Genomic DNA, 18,311 nt, shown 5'->3' with positions numbered 1-18,311 from the left:
TATGTGGAGGATTTGCCGACACAGTGCGGGCAAAAAAGATGCGTCAAGATGATGGTGCTGAATTTATCAGTGCTTCCGTAAGAAAGGTCGAAGCAAAATGAAAACATCATCGAAGAAGCAGCTGCGCCGCAAACTCCTCTGTGCGCTCTTTGCAGGCATCGTCGCCGCGCCCTTTGCCGCGCAGACCGCGTACGCGCTGCCCATTGAGGGCGCGAACGCCGCAACGAATGCGGGGGAGGCGAATATCTCCACGAGCGGCACAACTATGGACATCACGGGCAAGACCGAGCACAACGTGCTCCGATGGGAGGACTTCTCCATCGACTCGGGCGAGAAGGTACGCTTTGACGGCGGCAGCCAGACGCGCGACTATCTGAACCTCGTCACGGGCGAGGGCGCGTCGAATATCTACGGCACGATCGAGGGCGGCAGGAACGTCTACCTCGTCAATCCGCACGGCATTCTCTTCGCCGAGGGCTCGCAGGTCAATACGGGCGCACTCTACCTCTCGACGGCGAAGCCCGATGATATTGCCACAGCGACGAGCACATTCAAGACAAACGGCACAAGCCCGCTCTCCGCGACCTCGCAGACGGGCGACGTGCTGAACCTCGGCACGGTAAAGGCGAGCAAACTCTACATCGAGGGCAAGAACGTCAAAGTCCTCAACACGGATGCGGTCACGGACACAAACGGCACGGCACTCACGGGGGCGAACGTCACCATCCGCAGCGAAGAAACGCCGCATATCGGCTACGATGTCGGCAATAAAGTAGCGAGGAACTTTACATCAGGCTCGCAGCAGGTCTCCGACTATGCAAGCACGAATGCCGCGCATCATGCCGCATCTGCAACATCGCGCCACTGGGTCGTCCAGAACCTCAGCGGCACGGCGCATACGGACTATGACTATATGCGCGTGCATGATGTCTACGAGCTGCAGCACATGGACGCGAATCGGGTGAATGCAGCGGTTACCGGGTCGGATAAGAAGATTATCGGCAGATATATGCTCGCGAATGACATCAATGCAAGTGAGACAAAGGACTGGGATCGGGGCTTTCAGCCGATTGGCAGTTCTGATAATAGCATGGGGGCCTTTACGGGACGATTTGACGGTGTAGGGCACACGATCACGGGGCTTACCATTAAGCCACCGGCACCGAGCGATACTCCTGGGGAGTATTCTCGCGGGATGTTCGCATACATCAATCATGGTGCAGTCATCGAGAATGTCTCCCTGAAGGATGCCTCCGTGTCAGGAGCGGCAAGCGTCGGCGGCATTGTGGGAGCTGCAAACTATCGCTCTATCATACGGAACGTCTCCTTCAGCGGTAGGGTCTATGGAAGCGGTACTGTGGTCGGCGGCATTGTGGGAACGCTAGAACAAGGAGGAAGTAGGATTGAGAACGCCTACCATGAGGGCACGGTCGAAGGGCACAAGGCTGTCGGCGGCATTGTGGGATATGCGCATTCCGGCGTCACCGTTCAGAACGTCCGGAATGCGGGCAAGGTCATAGGAAATGAGATACTCGGCGGCATTGCGGGATCGGTAGAGGGGGGAAGCAGCGTTCAGAACGCCCTGCAGACGGGAACCGTGGAGCAAAGAGCGGGACAGACGGATTCGCAAGTCGGCGGCGTTGTGGGACTTTTGAACGGTGACACGCTCAGCCATGCCGTATGGAAGGAGGGCAGTGTAACGGATGGGAACGGCGCTCTGATCCGGAAGGGCGTCGGCAAAGAGATGGGAAATCCTACAGTGACCGATGTCAAAGAGCGCAGTCCGGACGATATGAAGAAGGCGGCGACATACGCGGGATGGGGCAGTGACGTTGCCACCGAGGGCGGCAAGAGGACGCCGTGGCGCATCTACGACGGCAAGACCATGCCGCTCCTCAAGGCATTCCTCCGGACGAAGCATCTTGCAAACCGCGAGCAGGTCTACGACGGCACGGCTCCGACGATTGCGGGCGGCGACCATATTTCCCTCGATGCAGAGAAAAACGTCGGCACATATCATGCCTACAGCGAGCAGTATGACATCATCGGCGGCGCATACACGGTCAAGCCGAAGGAGCTGACGCTCGACTTTAAGAGCGGCACGCGCTTTGACAAGACCTACGACGGGAGCGATACCGTCACGCAGTGGCTCACGAAGTGGCGGCACTATCGTCTCACGGGCTTTGTCGGCAGCGAGGACGAAGATAATATCGAACTGGCGGGTGGCGTCACGGGCAAGTATGCGGACAAGAACGCAGGCAAGGATAAGGAAGTGACGTTCCAAAATCTCGCGCTCACGGGCACGGGCGCGGGCAACTATACCGTCAAGGAGGCACGGGGTGTGGGGACAATCTATCCGAAAGAGCTGGATCTCACACTCACGAGCAGCGCACGCTTTGACAAGACCTATGACGGCAATGCAAACGTGACGCAGTCGCTCGCGAAGGGGACGCACTATACCCTCGATGGCTTTGTCGGCACGGAGGGCACGGGCATCGAACTCGCTCCCTCCACAGGCACATACAGCGACAAGAATGCCGCCGCAGACAAAACCGTCACGTTTAACGGGCTGACGCTCATGGGCACGGGCGCGGGCAACTACACGCTGGACAAGACTGCGCTCAGGGGCACAGGCACGATTGCGCGGCGTGCGCTGACGCTTGGCGCAGTTACGGCGCAGAGTAAGACCTACGACGGTACAACCGACGCAGACACGTCGAAGTTCGGCGCGGTACTGAACAATGTCGTTGCGGGCGAGGAGAACAGCGTGAAGGCAACTGCCACGGGTGCGGCGTACAACAGCAAGGATGTCGCGGCGGCAAGCACCATTGACTACACAGGTGTCGCCCTCGCAGGTGCGGAGGCGGGGAACTACACGCTCGCTGCGACCACGGCACAGGGCGCGGGCACAATCACGAAGCGTGCGCTGACCGTTGGCACCGTCGCGGCGCAGAGCAAGACCTACGACGGCACGACCGCCGCAGACACATCGAAATTCCAAGCGACGCTCGGCAATGTCGTCGCGGGCGAGGAGGACAGCGTGACGGCGACCGCTGCGGGCGCGACCTACAACAGCAAGGACGTCAGGGCGGCAAATACGGTGGGCTATACGGGTGTTCAGCTCACCGGCGCGGGCGCGGGGAACTACACGCTCGCCGCGACGACAGCGCAGGGTGCAGGTACGATTGCAAAGCGCACGCTGACCGTTGGCGCGGTCACGGCGCAGACAAAGACCTACGACGGTACAACCGCCGCAGACGCATCGCAGTTCCGTGCGACGCTGAATAACGTCGTCGCGGGCGAGGAAAACCTCGTATCGGCGACTGCTGCGGGCGCGTCGTACAACGATAAGAACGTCGTGGGGGCAAATCGCATTGACTATACAGGCATCGCCCTGACAGGCACAGGTGCGGCGAACTATGCTGTCGCCGATACGGCGCAGGGCGCAGGCACGATCACAAAGCGTGCGCTGACCCTTGGCACAGTTGCGCAGCAGAGCAAGACCTACGACGGCACAACCGCCGCAGACGCATCGAAGTTCCGTGCGGCACTGAACAATACCATCGCGGGGGATAATGTCACCGCCGCCGCCACGGGCGCGTCGTACAACGATAAGAACGTCGCTGCGGCGAACCGCATTGACTACACGGGCGTCGCCCTCGCGGGTGCGGATGCGGGCAACTACAGCCTCGCCGCGACGACGGCGCAGGGTACAGGTACGATTGCAAAGCGCACGCTGACCGTTGGCGCGGTCACGGCGCAGACAAAGACCTACGACGGCACGACCGCCGCAGACGCAGCAGCGTTCCGCGCAACACTCGGAAACGTTGTCGCGGGCGAGGAAAACCTTGTAGCGGCGACTGCTGCGGGCGCGGCGTACAACGACAAGAATGTTGCCAGGGCAAATGCCGTGGGCTATACGGGCGTTGCGCTCCAAGGCACAGGCGCGGCGAACTATGCCATCGCCACGACCGCAGAGGGCGCAGGTACAATCACGCAGCGTGCGCTGACACTCGGCACAGTCGCGGCGCAGACGAAGACCTACGACGGCACGACTGCGGCAGACGCATCGAAGTTCCGCGCGGCACTGAATAATGCCGTCGCGGGGGATAATGTCACAGCCGCCGCCGCAGGTGCGACGTATAACGATAAGAACGTTGCTGCAGCGAATCGCATTGACTACACGGGCGTCGCCCTCGCGGGAGCGGATGCGGGGAACTACACGCTCGCCGCCACCACGGCACAGGGGTCGGGCAGCATCACGCAGCGTGCGCTGACCGTTGATACCGTCGCGGCGCAGAGTAAGACCTACGACGGCAATACCTCCGCAGACACGTCGAAGTTCCACGCGACGCTCGGTAATTTCGTCGCGGGCGAGGAAGGCAGCGTAACGGCGACTGCTGCGGGCGCGGCGTACAACGACATGAACGTCGCCGGGGCAAATAAAGTGAGCTATACGGGCGTTGCGCTCCAAGGCACAGGCGCGGGGAACTATACCATCGCCAATACCACCGAGGGGCAGGGCAGCATCACGCCGAAGCAGCTGAATCTCGCACTCACGGGCGGCGCACGCTTTGACAAGACCTATGACGGCAATGCAAACGTGACGCAGTCCCTCACGAAGGGGACGAACTATACCCTCACGGGCTTCATCGGCACGGAGGGTGACCATCTCGCACTGGCATCTGCCACAGGCGCGTATACGGCGGGCAAAGATGCGGGGACAGACAAGGAAGTAACCTTCAAGAACCTCACGCTCATGGGAACGGGCGCGGGCAACTACACGCTCGACACGAATGCGCTCACGGGCATCGGTACGATTGCACGGCGCACGCTGACCGTTGATACCGTCGCGGCGCAGACGAAGACCTACGACGGTACGAGAGCCGCAGACGCATCGAAGTTCCATGTGACGCTCGGCAATACCATCGCGGGGGATAATGTCACAGCGACTGCCACAGGTGCGACATACAATGACAAGAACGTCGCTCGGGCAAATCGCATCGACTACACGGGCGTCGCCCTCCGTGGTGCGGATGCAGGAAACTACAGCATCGCCGATACCACCGCGCAGGGCGCGGGCAGTATCACGCACCGCGACCTCACGCTGACCGCCGACGCGGCGAGTGTCACGCAGGGCGAGGCGCTGCCCTCCTTTACGGGACGTGCAGACGGTTTTGCCGATGGTGAGGACGCATCTGTATTCGGTGCGGATGGCATCGCCTTTGGTACGGCGGCGGCGAATACCGACACGCCGGGCAGCTACGACATTACAGGGCGCATCGGCAGCGTCACAGGCGGTGTCCTCGGCAACTACCGTATCATGCAGGCAGCGGGCAACGCGACTGCGTTCACCGTCCACGCGGCTCTGCCGAGCGGCATCCTCGCCGCACTCGTGCAGGACTCCGCACCGCGATTTGACTTAGGATTTGGCAACACTGTCTACCTCTATGGTACACCGCGTCTCATCCGCGCCCTGACGCTCGGATTCTACCGCTTCGATGCGGAACGCGACCTCGAAATTCAGGGGTTGCATCTTTGATGCGCACACAGTGCTTCGTTTCTTGAATCTCTGCAAAAAGGAGTCCTTCCGTTGAAGATCAAAGCAAAACGCCCGCAAATCGTACTTACGCTGCCCCTTGCGGCGGCGCTTCTCCTGCCGAGCAGCGCCTTCGCTGCGACGAATTTGCCGCAGTCCGATGCGCATCTGCCCGAAAAACCGCAGGAAAACGCGCTTGAAAGCCACCTGCCGACCACAGGCGGCGGCAGTGCGGCGGCAGCCTTTCACCTCGCGCGCATCGACATCGAGCAGGACGGCACGCAGCTCTCCGCTGCTGCCCTCGACGAGAGGACGGCGCCGTACCTTCGCCGCACGCTCTCCGAAGCCGATGTCAACGCGCTTCTCGCAGAACTCACCAACGATGCACGCCGTCACGGCTATCCGGCGGCAGCCGCCTACCTGCCGCCACAGACGCACAGCGACGGCACGCTGACAATCCGCATTCTCGCCGGACGCTACGGCAAGATCCACATCGAAAACAGTGCCGCCGTCAGCGATGGACAGCTCAAACGCATGACGCATGCCCTGAGAGAAGGCGCAGCCATCGAAGGGAAATCGCTCGAAACCGCCCTCTACAATATCGCTGCTCTCGGCGGCATCGAAGCGGCAGGGCTGCTCTCGCCGGGCACAGCCTTTGGTACGAGCGATCTCACGATCCGTGTCAAGGACGGCAAGCGGCAGAGCTATGTCCTCTACAGCGAAAACTACGGCAGCGAAACCTCCGGCCGCTACCGCTACGGTCTGCAGGGAAGCTTTGAAAACCTCACAAAGAGCGGCGACCGCCTGAGCCTCGGCGTCACACGCTCCAACAAAGACCTGCACAACTACAGCGTCAGCTACAGCCACCCCGTCGGTGCCGACGGCACCGTCCTGGGGCTCGGCGTCAGCCGCATGGACTACGAGCTTTCGGGAGCTTTCCGCTCGCTCGGCGCCGAAGGCACAGCCGATACACTGAGTTTCTTCGGCACGACGCCGCTCCGGCACACGGCAGGAAGCTCACTTGCCGTCACCTATGGCTGGGACGGACGCAGGCTCAAGGACGAATACAAGAAGGTCGGCATGACGCTTGAAAAGCACAGCAGCACCTTCCATCTCGGCATCAAGGGTGAAGAGCGTCAACATCACACGTCATGGAGCTATGACCTCACGGGCTACTACGGGCATCTCGGCGCGGACTCCGATTGGGCGCGTCGGCAGATGGCGCGTGCGGGTACGGATGGAAAATTTGCGAAAGGTGTCCTCAACCTCAACCTGCGCCACAAGATCAGCGACCGCTGGAACATCGGCCTCAAGGCGCAGGCGCAGAAAGCCGGAACGAACCTCGACAGCTCCGAGGAGATCTACCTCGGCGGCGCCAGCGGCGTGCGTGCCTACCCGCAGGGCGAGGCCTCCGGCGACAACGGCTGCTTGGGCAGCATTGAGCTGTCCTATCGGACGGACGTGCCGAACCTCGTCCTCAGCACATACTTCGACCTGGGGCACGTCCAATACGCCAATGACGGAAAGGACGGCAGCGAAACGCTGAAGGGCTGGGGCATCGGCGTATCCTACAGCCGCCCCGGCGACTACTTCATGCGCCTCGACTGGGCGCGCCGCGTCGGACTGCCCGAGGGCGCAAGCGAAGCCGCCAAGGCAAAGAACCGCCTGTGGTTTATGCTCGGAAAGGTTTGGTAAAAAGGTTTGGTAAATAGGATTCTATTTCCGGAACAGAATATGTAACAGGGGCAGCGGCACGAGGTTTTGCACTTCGTACCGCTGCCCTTTTCTGTGCGCATATTGAAAAGAATGCCCTTTATTGCTATAATGATAACATAGACAGGGTTATTATGTTGGAGGTGGTCACTATGTTTCGTCCATTGCCGTTTAATCTGCGAGAAAATGCCGAAAAGGGTCAGGAAATGCTTGGAAAGGCACTTGACTCCGTGATGGAGCATTCGTTTAACCCGCTCGACAAGGTAGGCGGGATGCTCTTCCCGTTTCGTGTCGATGTTATCGACTGCGAGAACGCATACGAGTTGTTTGCGGAGCTTCCCGGATTAACGAAGGATGCCATTGAGGTTTCCTATACGGAGGACGGGCGCCTGAGGATCAAGGCGGAGCGCATTGTGCCGGAGGAGTCCGATACGAAGTACCTCTGCCATGAGCGCAAGGCGGGCGTATTCGAGCGATCCTTCCTCATTGACGATGTGGATGAGGCAGAGGTATCTGTCTCCTACGAGGCGGGGGTTCTTCATGTGATGCTGCCCAAACTTGAGGTAAAGAAATCCTGTCGTGTCTTTACGATTCAGTGAGACGGTGTTGTAAGGAAATGTGTTCGGGAGGGTAATATATGGCGGAAGATCGCGACTGGGAGCAGTTTAAGCAGAAACTGAAGGCAAAGACGGAGATCGATCTTGACCTCTATAAAGAACCGCAGATGAAACGGCGGATCAACAATCTGATCACGCGTGCGGGCTACAAGGGCTGTGTTGCATATTTCGATCATGTCTGTGAGAACAAGGACGACTTTGCTGCGTTCATCGAGTATCTGACGATCAACGTGTCAGAGTTCTTCCGCACGCCGGAGAAGTTCGGCAAGCTTGAGACGGATGTCATTCCTGATCTCTTGAAACGCTCCTCGAAGCTCAATATTTGGAGCGCAGGCTGCTCCATCGGGGCAGAACCGTATTCGCTCGCGATCATCATGAAGGAGATGACGCCGGGGACGCGGCACCGCATTCTCGCCTCCGATCTCGATATCGAGATTCTCGCGAAGGCGAAGCGTGGTGTCTATACGGCGGATGAGATCAAGAGTATGGCGCCGGAGCGCCGCCGCAAATATTTTGACGCGGACGGTGACCGTTTTGCCGTGAAGCAGGAAATCAAGAGTATGATCGAGTTCAAGCGCCACAATCTCCTGCAGGATAAGTTCGAGACGGGCTTTGACTTGATCCTCTGCCGCAATGTTGTCATCTACTTCACAGATGAGGCGAAGGATCAGCTCTATCGCCACTTCTTTGAGGCACTCAAACCCGGCGGTATTCTCTTCGTCGGCGCGACGGAGTCGATTCTGAACTTCCGCAAAATGGGCTATACAAGCTTTCAGCCGTTCTTCTATCAGCGGCCGCTTGAATCATGATGGGCTCTGCACTCGCCGAGGAGGAGCGGCTTTCGCTCCTCCTGCGGCAGCTTAAATGGGCAGAGGAAAAGACGGAGTTCTACCGCACGGCGTTTGAACGTGAGGGGATTCAAGCCGCATCTGTCACATCCTTTGCGGATATGGCGCGGCTGCCGTTTTGGGAGGGTGCAGAGGAAGAGGGGGCGGATGCCCCCTTTTTCATGCTTACACTGCCACTCTCGGGTGTCCTGCGCATGAGTATGCTGCGTGACACGGAGGAGCATGGAAAAATTCACTGCTATACGCAGGGGGATGTTGCGCGTCAGGTGCAGACTGTGGCAGATATGCTCACTGTGTGCGGGCTGAATCGTGCGAGCACGGCGCTGCTCGCAGGGGACTTTACCGACAGCCGTACGCTCGATCTGCAATATGCGCTTGACGGCATTGGTGCGACGGTATTGCCCTGTGCGGATGGTGTTGCTGCAACGCGTCTTCTGCGTGCAGCAGTACCGGATACGATCATCGTTTGGGAGGATGTACTGCCCGCCATCTTGGACAGTCTTGCAGATTTCCGCATACATCGACTGATTACGGTTGGCACACATATCATGCCACAGTCCTTTGCACGCGCGTTTGCGGAGCAGCAGGGCGCACGCCATGCGCACATATTTGCACGGGCGCAGATGGGGGCACTGATTGGATGCAGCTGCGCAGCAGGAGAGGGCATCCATCTTGAGGAGCGGCTGTTCTTTGCCGAGGTCATTGATGCAGGGGGGAATGCCTCGCGAGAGGATGGGGCGCATGGCGAACTCGTGCTCTCGACGCTCGCGGCAGAGGCAATGCCTGTCCTGCGGTATCGGACAGGCATGCAGGTGCGCCTTTCGCGGGAAAACTGTGGCTGCGGGGATGCGCATCTGCGCATCATAGAGGAGTGAAAACATGGCAGATGAACGGTTGATTGCGGCACTGGATGTGCCGACGCGCGCGGACGTAGAGCAGCTTGTCACACGCCTTGGCGACAGTGTCAGCTGCTACAAGGTGGGCATGGAACTCTTTTATGCGCTCGGTGGTAATATCGTAACGTGGCTGAAGGAGCGGGAGAAAAAGGTATTTCTCGATCTGAAGCTGCATGATATCCCGAATACGGTTGGAAATGGTCTGTGCTCACTGCTGCGGCTGCGTCCCGACATCCTGAACGTCCATACGGCGGGCGGTCTGCGGATGATGAAGGCGGCGGCTGAGGCGCTGCACCGTGCAGCAGCTGAGGCGGATATTTCCTGTCCGAAGCTGATCGGCGTGACGGTGCTCACGAGCATGGATGCAGAGGACTGGGCGGGGCTGGGTCATACGGGGACGATTGCGGATGCAGTTCTTCGCCGCGCAAAGCTCGCGCAGGAGGCAGGGCTGGACGGTGTGGTCGCCTCACCTGCGGAAACATCAGAAATTCGCCGTGTCTGCGGCAATGATTTTCTCATCGTGACGCCCGGTATCCGTCCTGCGGGTGTCGCACATGACGATCAGCGGCGCGTAATGACACCGGCGGGGGCGATCCGTGCGGGCGCATCGCAGATCGTTGTCGGTCGTGCGATCTATGCGGCGGAGGATCCGCGTGCGGCAGCAGAGGCTATTTTGAAGGAGATGGAGACGGTATGATGACGCAGGAGGAAGTACGGGCGCTGCTTGTGAAGACGGGCGCGATTATGGACGGGCATTTCCTATTGACATCGGGACTGCACAGCCCGCACTATGTGGAAAAGTTCAATGTGCTTCAACACCCTGCCTATACACAGCAGCTTTGTGAGGCAATGGCGGAGAAGTTCAAGGATGCGGAGATTGAGACGGTGGTCGGTCCCGTGACGGGCGGTATCCTGCTTGCACATGAGACGGGCAAGGCGCTCGGGACACGCGCGATCTTCACGGAGCGCGTGGACGGCGAGATGACGTTTCGACGTGGTTTCTCCCTGCATGAGGGGGAACGCGTGCTCATCGTTGAGGACATTGTGACGACGGGCGGTTCGATCAAGGAGGTCATTGAGGTCGTGAAGGAGGCGGGCGCTGTTCCCGTCGCGGTTTCGATGCTGGTCGACCGCAGCGGCGGCAAGGCGAATTTCGGCGATGTGCCCGCCACGGCACTCCTCACGATGGATGTGGAGACCTATGCGCCAGACACTTGCCCGCTCTGCGCAAAGGGGCTGCCGATGACGAAGCGCGGTCGCACGGGCAAGTAAGAGGTGCGTCTGATGTCGGAGGAATTTACAGAGAAAATTGATGCGGCACTTGCGGAATCGTCGGTGCTCGATGATCTTCCTGATGAAATCGACGGGTTTATTCTATCGAAAGAAAGACGGGTGGATGAGGCGCAGTATGATTTCTTCCGCTACGATCATGCAGCAGGGCATCGTGCCGTCATTGGATTTTATGATGCTCCGACGACTTCGTACAAGCTGCGCGTCGAGATCGGCGTTGTGAGCTTTGCCCTGCCATCCTTTATTCATGGGGCTTTGGCGACGTTTGGCAAGGAACTTCAGCGCTCGCTGCCGGGTGTGATGACAGAACTGCATGCAGACGCACTTCAAACGCAGGAACTCCTTCCTGTGCGTGAAAGCATTGCGGGCTGGGCGTATGGCGCACAGCTGCCGGAGGAATTGGAAGGGTTTGAGCTCTTTATCCGTCCGTCCGCGCCGGCACAGCTTACAAACGGTTCCTTTCTCATCATTGACTATATGGACTTTGCGCGGAAAAATGATGTTGGGATCTATTACAACTGCTATCGCAATGAATTTTTTGGTGAGTATCATGTGAATGGGATGCCGTATGTGAGCTATTCGTTTGATGCGGTGGATCTTGAGGACTTGGAGCAGCGCCTGAAGCTGCATCTCGTACGCTATCTGCGAACAGCGCGCGAGCAGTCGGATTTGGAAAGGAAGTAGGATTTGCAGAGGGACGAGTTAGCGGCACTGCGTGTGGAGGTCATGGAGCGTGCACGTAGGGCATTTGCACGCATGGATGAGGTCGCAGAGATCAATACGAGAAAAGTTCTTGACGCCATGCGGGAGTGCCGCGTCTCCGACGCGCACTTTGGTGTGAGTGCGGGCTATGCGTACAGCGATCTCGGGCGTGAGAAGCTGGACGAACTCTATGCGCGTGTCTTTGGTGCGGAGCGGGCGCTCGTGCGGACACAGTTCGTCTCCGGAACGCACGCGCTTGCAACGGTGCTCTTTGGCATCCTGCGCCCGGGCGATCAGCTCGTCTCGATTACGGGAGCGCCATACGATACGATGCAGACAGTCATCGGGTGGGCGCATGAGAGTATCGGCTCCCTCAAGGAGTTCGGCGTGCTCTATGATGAGCTGCCAATGCCGGATGGACACGTCGATTTGGATGGGATTGCACGCATTGTGACGGCGCGGACGAAGGTTGCACTCATTCAGCGTTCACGCGGCTACAGTGAGCGCGAGCCGCTCAGCATCGAGGACATCCGCACGGTCAGTGCACGCGTCAAGGCGGTGAATCCAAACTGCATCGTGTTCGTCGATAACTGCTATGGCGAGTTCGTGGATACGGTCGAACCGACGGAGCTGCCGAATGTGGACATCATGGCGGGATCACTCATCAAGAACCCAGGAGGCGGACTTGCCCCGACGGGCGGCTATATTGCGGGACGCAGCAATCTCGTAGAGATGGCGTCGTATCGGCTCACGGCACCTGGAATGGGGGATGAACTTGGGGCGAGCCTCATCTCGAACCGACTTCTCTTTCAGGGACTGTTCCTTGCACCGCACGTTGTGGCGCAGGCGCTCAAGGGGGCGGTGTTCGCCGCAGGGATCTTCGAGGGACTGGGGTGCCGCACGTTCCCTCAATTTACGGACACGCGCAGTGATATCATCCAGGCGATTGTGCTCGGGAGTGCCGATCGGATGAAGGCATTCGCGCGTGCAATTCAGGCGATGTCGCCTGTGGATGCGTTCGCCGCGCCCGAGCCGTGGGATATGCCGGGCTATGCTGACCAGATCATCATGGCAGCGGGGACATTCGTGCAGGGGGCATCGATTGAGCTGAGCGCGGATGGCCCCATGCGTGAGCCGTACTGTATCTATCTGCAGGGCGGGCTGACCTTTGAGCACGCGGCACTCGGCGTAATGGCGGCGGCAGAGGCGATTCTATAGGAATCGCTGATAAAATGAAGTCCGTCAGATTGGCGTAGATTTTTTCGTCCGAACAAGGAGGCAAACCGGACGCATAGCCAAAGCTATGTGGAGGATTTGCAGGCGTTGTGCGGGCAAAAAAGATACGTCAAGATGGCGGTGCTGAATTTATCAGTGCTTCCTATAAAAAAAGCGGGCAAACGGGGCAGGTGCATGAAGATCAAAAATCTTCGTGTACGTGCCCCGTTTCTTATTGACAATTAAAACGCTATATCGTAATATATAGATATATAGAAAAGGAGATGATATTATGAGCAAATATATCATTGTTGGAGGCGTGGCAGGTGGAGCAACGGCTGCAGCACGCCTGCGCCGTTTGGATGAACATGCGGAGATTGTTCTCTTTGAGCGTGGAGAGGATATATCCTTTGCAAACTGTGGGCTTCCATACTATGTGGGGGATGTCATCGCCGAGCGCGGGGATCTGCTGCTCCAGACCCCAGCGAAGTTTCGTGGGATGTATAACGTCGATGTGCGTGTATGCAGTGAGGTTGTGCGTGTGGATACGGTGCAGCATACGGTGGAGGTGCGCTCTGCTGACAGCGTCTACACGGAGCGTTATGATGCACTGTTGCTTTCGCCGGGAGCGAAGCCGCTGCGTCCGCCGATTCCCGGCATTGAACATCCGCGTATTGCGACGCTGCGCAGCGTGCAGGATGCGGATCGCTTCCGCGCGATGATGGAAATGGGGCGCAGCGTCGTCGTGGTTGGCGGCGGATTTATCGGCGTGGAGCTGGCGGAGAATTTCTGCGAGCGGGGGCTTTCTGTGACCTTGGTTGAGGCAATGCCGCATATTCTCCCCGTATTCGATGCAGACATGATTTCTCTACTTGAAGATGAATTGCGCAGACATGGTGTGGAACTGGCACTCGGGGACGGTGTCGCGGGATTTGAGGAGCAGTCGGACGGTGGCATCTGCGTGCGCCTCGGCAGCGGGCGTGAGGTGCATGGAGATTTTGTCGCACTTGCGATTGGCGTGCGCCCCGATACGTCCTTTCTAGAGGGGAGCGGTATTGCTCTCGGTGCGCGTGGTCATATCCTCGTTGATGAATACATGAGGACAAATGTGCCTGATGTGTATGCTGTGGGGGATGCCGTGCTAACACGTTCCGCGCAGACGGGAGAAGCAGCGGCACTTCCCTTGGCGGGACCCGCAAATCGGCAGGCGCGTCTGGCGGCGGACAGCATGGCGGGAGTGGGACGTGCGTATCGCGGCGTGATCGGAACGGCTGCGTTGAAGGTGTTTGGACGCACCGCTGCGGCGACGGGACAGAATGAGCGTGCTTTGCAGGCAGCGGGGCTGAAATATGGTGAGGACTATCGCTTTACGGTGATTTTTCCGCGCCATCACGTGACCTATTATCCGGGGGCGCAGGAAATTGCACTCAAGCTGATATTCCGTACATCGGACGGCGTGATATTGGGGGCACAGGCAATCGGGGCGGAGGGCGTGGACAAGCGTATCGACGTGATTGCCGCCGCGATTGGGCAGTCGCTTACGGTGGCAGATCTGCAGGAGTTCGAGCTGTCCTACGCGCCGCCGTATTCTGCGGCAAAAGACCCCGTCAATATGGCAGGCTATGCGGCGGAAAATATTCTGCAGGGCAGAAGTGTCCCGCTTCTCCCGCGTGAACTGGTAGCGGAAGTCGCAGCAGGAGCGATGCTCATTGATGTGCGTCCGCCGGAGGAATACCACACCGGTGAGATTGCGGGGGCGCAGCGGATTCCTCTGCCGCAGCTGCGTGAACGCCTGCATGAATTTGATCCGAAGACTCCAATCATCGTTTGCTGCAAGATGGGGCTGCGCGGCTATCTTGCCGAACAGATTCTGCGCGCACACGGATTCACAGCAAAGAATATGGTCGGTGGTTACTATTATTTGAGAATGCAGCACGAAGAGGAGATGTGAAATGGTGATTGAGGATCGGGAGCTACTTGAGGAGGCGGCGGATTTTTTGCGTGCATTGGCGCATCCCGTGCGCCTCTGTATTGTGCGACGGCTTCTGCGTGAGGGGAGCTGCAACGTTTCCTATATGCAGGATTGTCTGGATGCGCCGCAGTCCACCGTATCGCAGCATCTGAGCAAGCTGCGGCAGGCGGGTCTGATCCGTGGGGAGCGCAGCGGACTTGAGGTCACCTATCGGCTGAAAGATGAGCGCGTTGCACAGATTCTGCGTGCGCTTCTCCGTGCGGAAGGCAAGGAGGGAACATCTCATGGGGACGAAGAAGCGCCTGATTCCTGTTGTTGAGCGCGGCAGCTGTGTTGCCTGCGGAACGTGTCAGAATGTGTGCCCACGCGGTGCGATCACCATTCTGCGCGGACTCTATGCGGCGGTCGATCCCGCGCACTGCGTCGGCTGCGGTATGTGCAGCCGCGAGTGTCCGGCGGAGGTCATACGGATGGAGGTGCACACATGAGGGAGCGGCGGATGCGATGGTATCAATACTTTTGGATCTTCTCCATCGTGTATTTCTCTCTGGGCTTTGTCAATATTCTGTTTGCATGGCTCGGCATGATCTGTTTTCTTACGCCGCTCGGCTTTGCTCTGCTGGCGGGGAACAAGGCTTACTGCAATCACTACTGTGATCGCGGGCAGCTCTTTCAGCTGCTCGGCAGCCGTTTGCGTCTTTCCGCGCGGAAGGAACTGCCTGCGTGGCTGCGCACCCGCAGGTTCCGCTACGGTTTTCTGGCGTTTTTTCTGACCATGTTTGCCAATGTGATGGTTGTGAGCTATCATGCGGCGGCAGGCGCTCCTCTGCGGGAGGCGGTGACACTGTTCTGGCTCTTTGATGTGCCGTGGGGGTGGGCGTACAGCGGAGGCGGTGCGCCGTGGGCAGCACAGTTTGCCTTTGGCTTCTACAGCCTCATGCTGACCTCGGCAATCATCGGTATTCTGATGATGCTGCGCTATCGTCCACGCGCTTGGTGCGTCATCTGTCCCATGGGTACAATGACGCAGATGATCTGCCGTGCAAAAGCTCTAAGAAATGAAGTCCGTCAGATTGGCGTAGATTTTCTGTCCGATTGAGGAGGCAAACCGGACACATAGCCAAAGCTATGTGGAGGATTTGCAGGCATTGAGCGGGCAAAAAAGATACGCTAAGATGGCACGGCTGAATTTATCAGTGCTTCCTTAAGTGCTGCCTAATACGAATGTGAAATACGCACTGGAAGAAGGACGCGAGAAGGGGCTTGCGGAAGGACGAGAGAAAGGAATTGTCGAAGGATGAGTGGAAGGCAAAAATCGCTTGGCGCATCTCTTGCCCCTGCTCTATGAAAAAGGGCAGACGGAGGAGGAACGGTAGGCGGCAAAGGAGGGACGGTTCGCGGAGCTGGTGGAGGAGCACTTTGGCTGAGTGCTATCTCTTCGCCATAAAGGCGCGGTGGGTGCGCTCCATCTCCTTGCGCGTCTTGCTCGCCGGCCAAAGCTCGCCGAGTGCGCCCTCGCGCATCCCTGCAGCGAGGTGGTTGTAGAGGTTCGGATTATCCCTGCCGAGCGTTTCGATCAGTTCCTTGACGGTCTGGCGCGTGGTGTTGCCGTTGTGGGGGCAGGGGGAGGGGATCGGTGTGAAGCCGTGGTATTGGATCGCGTCGATGATTTCCTGCTCGCGAAAGTAGACGAGGGGGCGGATGACGGTGAGACCTGTCTTGTCGAGATAGGTTTTGGGGCGGAAGGTGTTCAGCTGCCCCGAGTAGAATAGGCTCATGAGAAAGGTCTCCACGGCATCATCATGGTGATGCGCGTAGGCGACCTTATTCATTTGGTGCGCTGCGGCGTAGCGGTTGACTGCGCCGCGCCGAAAGAACGCGCAGGTAAAGCACGGACTTTTGTCGTCCTGCTCCGCAATCGCACCAGCGATATCGACATCGACCACCTCGTAGGGGACATCGAGCTGCTTGCAGAATGCCGCAATCGCATCGGTATCAAACGGATCGTCAAACTGCGGATTGACGGTGAATGCCGCGATGGTAAAATTTCTTTTCAGACGCTCGCGCAAGATGGCGAGTGCGTAGGTGAGAAAGATGCTGTCCTTGCCGCCCGATACACCGATCAAGATGCGGTCGCCCTGCTCGATTAGCTCGAACTCTACGACGGCGCGCATGAGTTTGCTGAAATAGGTCTGTGGGATGTTGATATTCAATGAAAACTTCCTTTATTCTTTATGGCAGAGATAGACACCGAGAACGCCGCTCTTGATGGAGACGGTAAACGTGTTTTTTGTGTTTTCGCGTGCGAGCACGTTGCTGATTGCAAGTGATGCACGATTTGTGATGCACGCATCCCGCAATTCCCAATACAGACCATGCGTTGTTACGCCCGTACATTCCTCCGTAAAGGGGAGGAGCGAGATGGCACGCGGGGGCATGTCGCAGGTTATGGTGAGCGATTCGCCTGCATGGAGGTAGAAAAGTGTTTCGCGCTCGTCCGCAAGTACGCAGGGGATGGTGGCGTGCGCGGCGACGGCGGCAGTACTCATGAGGTGGTCGAGCCGCCCGCCGAATGCCGCCGTGAGTATGACAAGCGAGCACGGATCGTTTTGAGCGGCGATGTGGAGGGCAAGCTCCGTATCCGTGAAGTCCTTCTCGGGCGGGAAGGCATGAATCTCTGCACCCTGCCTCTTTGCCCACTCCCATGCACTGCCGTCTGCACTGTCGCCATCGCCAATCAGATGTGAGGGCGATAGTGCGAGAGCGTGGCAGATGTTCACGCCGCGATCAATCGCCCAGACAGGGCGGTTCGTGTAGTTTTTTTTGTATTGCACCAACAAGGACAGCCATTCCGGTGTAGGCGGACGTCCGCCACCAATACAGATAAGCTCTGCGCGTTGCGCATAGGGCAGTGCCGCTCGCAGCGTAGGGAGAATCAGATTGTGTGTGGAAGAGTGCATGGAATATCCCCTTCATTATATGATGCAACGATTATAGCACAGATATTTTCTTACGAACAGAAAAAAGTTGAAAAAGGGGGTTGACGAGGAGAAGGCCCCTGTGTTATATTATGACAGTCGCGCCGATGAGGGCGGCGGGAACGGCGAAAGCCCCCGAAACCAAGAGCGGCGCAGGATGTACCCTGAAAACTACACAATGCAAAACATGTTAGAACTAAGGAAGCACTGATAAATTCAGCACCGCCATCTTGGAGCATCCTTTTCGCCCTGCCTGTGTCAACAAATCCTCCACATAGCACAACGGCTATGCGTCCGGTTTGTTTCCTTGGCAGGACAAAAATTCTGCACCAATCTGACGGACTTCATTTTATCAGCGATTCCTACATCTAACAAGCCAGATGCAACATCGTTGTGAAGGTGGAAACACCTTCGGTCAACGAACACAATTCTTTTACAAGAATGAACTTTTGAGCCAACTCGGCTCTCACATAGACTACGGTCTTTCGCGGAGAGTTTGATCCTGGCTCAGGACGAACGCTGGCGGCGTGCTTAACACATG

At 58.2% G+C, this 18,311-nt stretch carries 15 protein-coding genes; 13 read left to right on the top strand and 2 right to left on the bottom strand.

Annotated elements, in window-relative coordinates:
• Window positions 1-97 precede the first annotated feature (97 nt).
• The 13 genes from C8273_RS12215 to C8273_RS12150 all read left to right on the top strand — a co-directional run bounded on the left by C8273_RS12215 (window position 98) and on the right by C8273_RS12150 (window position 15,891).
• Entirely contained in the window at window positions 98-5,542 is a 5,445-nt protein-coding gene (locus tag C8273_RS12215) for a YDG domain-containing protein (RefSeq protein ID WP_159060773.1), read from the top strand.
• Window positions 5,543-5,593: 51 nt separating this feature from the next.
• Window positions 5,594-7,234: a ShlB/FhaC/HecB family hemolysin secretion/activation protein gene (locus C8273_RS12210; protein ID WP_106627974.1), complete on the top strand. Its 1,641-nt coding sequence runs from the start codon at window positions 5,594-5,596 to the stop codon at window positions 7,232-7,234.
• Between the two features lie 170 nt (window positions 7,235-7,404).
• Complete coding sequence (locus C8273_RS12205) at window positions 7,405-7,851, top strand: Hsp20 family protein (RefSeq protein ID WP_106627973.1); 447 nt, start codon at window positions 7,405-7,407, stop codon at window positions 7,849-7,851.
• A 38-nt stretch (window positions 7,852-7,889) separates the two neighbouring features.
• Window positions 7,890-8,678, top strand: coding sequence for a CheR family methyltransferase (locus C8273_RS12200; RefSeq protein WP_106627972.1), 789 nt, complete (start codon window positions 7,890-7,892; stop codon window positions 8,676-8,678).
• Window positions 8,675-9,592 carry a phenylacetate--CoA ligase family protein gene (locus tag C8273_RS12195; protein WP_106627971.1) on the top strand — a complete coding sequence of 306 codons (918 nt, stop codon included), beginning with the start codon at window positions 8,675-8,677 and terminating at the stop codon, window positions 9,590-9,592. The genes C8273_RS12200 and C8273_RS12195 overlap by 4 nt, the downstream gene beginning before the upstream one ends.
• A gap of 4 nt (window positions 9,593-9,596) precedes the next feature.
• Window positions 9,597-10,310, top strand: coding sequence for an orotidine-5'-phosphate decarboxylase (gene pyrF / locus C8273_RS12190; protein ID WP_106627970.1), 714 nt, complete (start codon window positions 9,597-9,599; stop codon window positions 10,308-10,310).
• Complete coding sequence (gene pyrE, locus C8273_RS12185) at window positions 10,310-10,885, top strand: orotate phosphoribosyltransferase (RefSeq protein ID WP_106627997.1); 576 nt, start codon at window positions 10,310-10,312, stop codon at window positions 10,883-10,885. Before pyrF ends, pyrE begins: the two co-directional genes overlap by 1 nt.
• Window positions 10,886-10,897: 12 nt before the next feature.
• Window positions 10,898-11,587 carry a type 2 periplasmic-binding domain-containing protein gene (locus C8273_RS12180; protein ID WP_106627969.1) on the top strand — a complete coding sequence of 230 codons (690 nt, stop codon included), beginning with the start codon at window positions 10,898-10,900 and terminating at the stop codon, window positions 11,585-11,587.
• A gap of 3 nt (window positions 11,588-11,590) precedes the next feature.
• Window positions 11,591-12,823 carry a methionine gamma-lyase family protein gene (locus C8273_RS12175; RefSeq protein ID WP_106627968.1) on the top strand — a complete coding sequence of 411 codons (1,233 nt, stop codon included), beginning with the start codon at window positions 11,591-11,593 and terminating at the stop codon, window positions 12,821-12,823.
• A 289-nt stretch (window positions 12,824-13,112) separates the two neighbouring features.
• Window positions 13,113-14,771, top strand: a complete 1,659-nt coding sequence (locus C8273_RS12165) for an FAD-dependent oxidoreductase (protein WP_106627967.1) — start codon at window positions 13,113-13,115, stop codon at window positions 14,769-14,771.
• Window position 14,772: 1 nt separating this feature from the next.
• Window positions 14,773-15,111 (top strand): ArsR/SmtB family transcription factor, encoded by a 339-nt coding sequence (locus C8273_RS12160; protein ID WP_106627966.1) that lies wholly within the window; start codon window positions 14,773-14,775, stop codon window positions 15,109-15,111.
• Window positions 15,077-15,280, top strand: a complete 204-nt coding sequence (locus tag C8273_RS12155) for a 4Fe-4S binding protein (protein WP_106627965.1) — start codon at window positions 15,077-15,079, stop codon at window positions 15,278-15,280. Before C8273_RS12160 ends, C8273_RS12155 begins: the two co-directional genes overlap by 35 nt.
• Complete coding sequence (locus tag C8273_RS12150; protein WP_106627964.1) at window positions 15,277-15,891, top strand: 4Fe-4S binding protein; 615 nt, start codon at window positions 15,277-15,279, stop codon at window positions 15,889-15,891. Before C8273_RS12155 ends, C8273_RS12150 begins: the two co-directional genes overlap by 4 nt.
• Before the next feature lie 331 nt (window positions 15,892-16,222).
• Here the strand turns inward: C8273_RS12150 and C8273_RS12145 are convergent, their stop codons facing one another.
• Window positions 16,223-17,005, bottom strand: a complete 783-nt coding sequence (locus tag C8273_RS12145; RefSeq protein WP_106627963.1) for a tRNA 2-thiocytidine biosynthesis TtcA family protein — start codon at window positions 17,003-17,005, stop codon at window positions 16,223-16,225.
• Window positions 17,006-17,017: 12 nt separating this feature from the next.
• Complete coding sequence (locus C8273_RS12140) at window positions 17,018-17,752, bottom strand: thiamine diphosphokinase (protein ID WP_106627962.1); 735 nt, start codon at window positions 17,750-17,752, stop codon at window positions 17,018-17,020.
• Window positions 17,753-18,311 lie beyond the last annotated feature (559 nt).

Origin of the sequence: Candidatus Centipeda massiliensis, assembly GCF_900290285.1 — a bacterium.
GTDB classification, from domain to species: Bacteria; Bacillota; Negativicutes; order Selenomonadales; family Selenomonadaceae; genus Centipeda; species Centipeda massiliensis.
The sequence above is the reverse complement of the archived record's forward strand: the minus strand, read 5'-3'. Positions and strand labels throughout refer to the sequence as shown.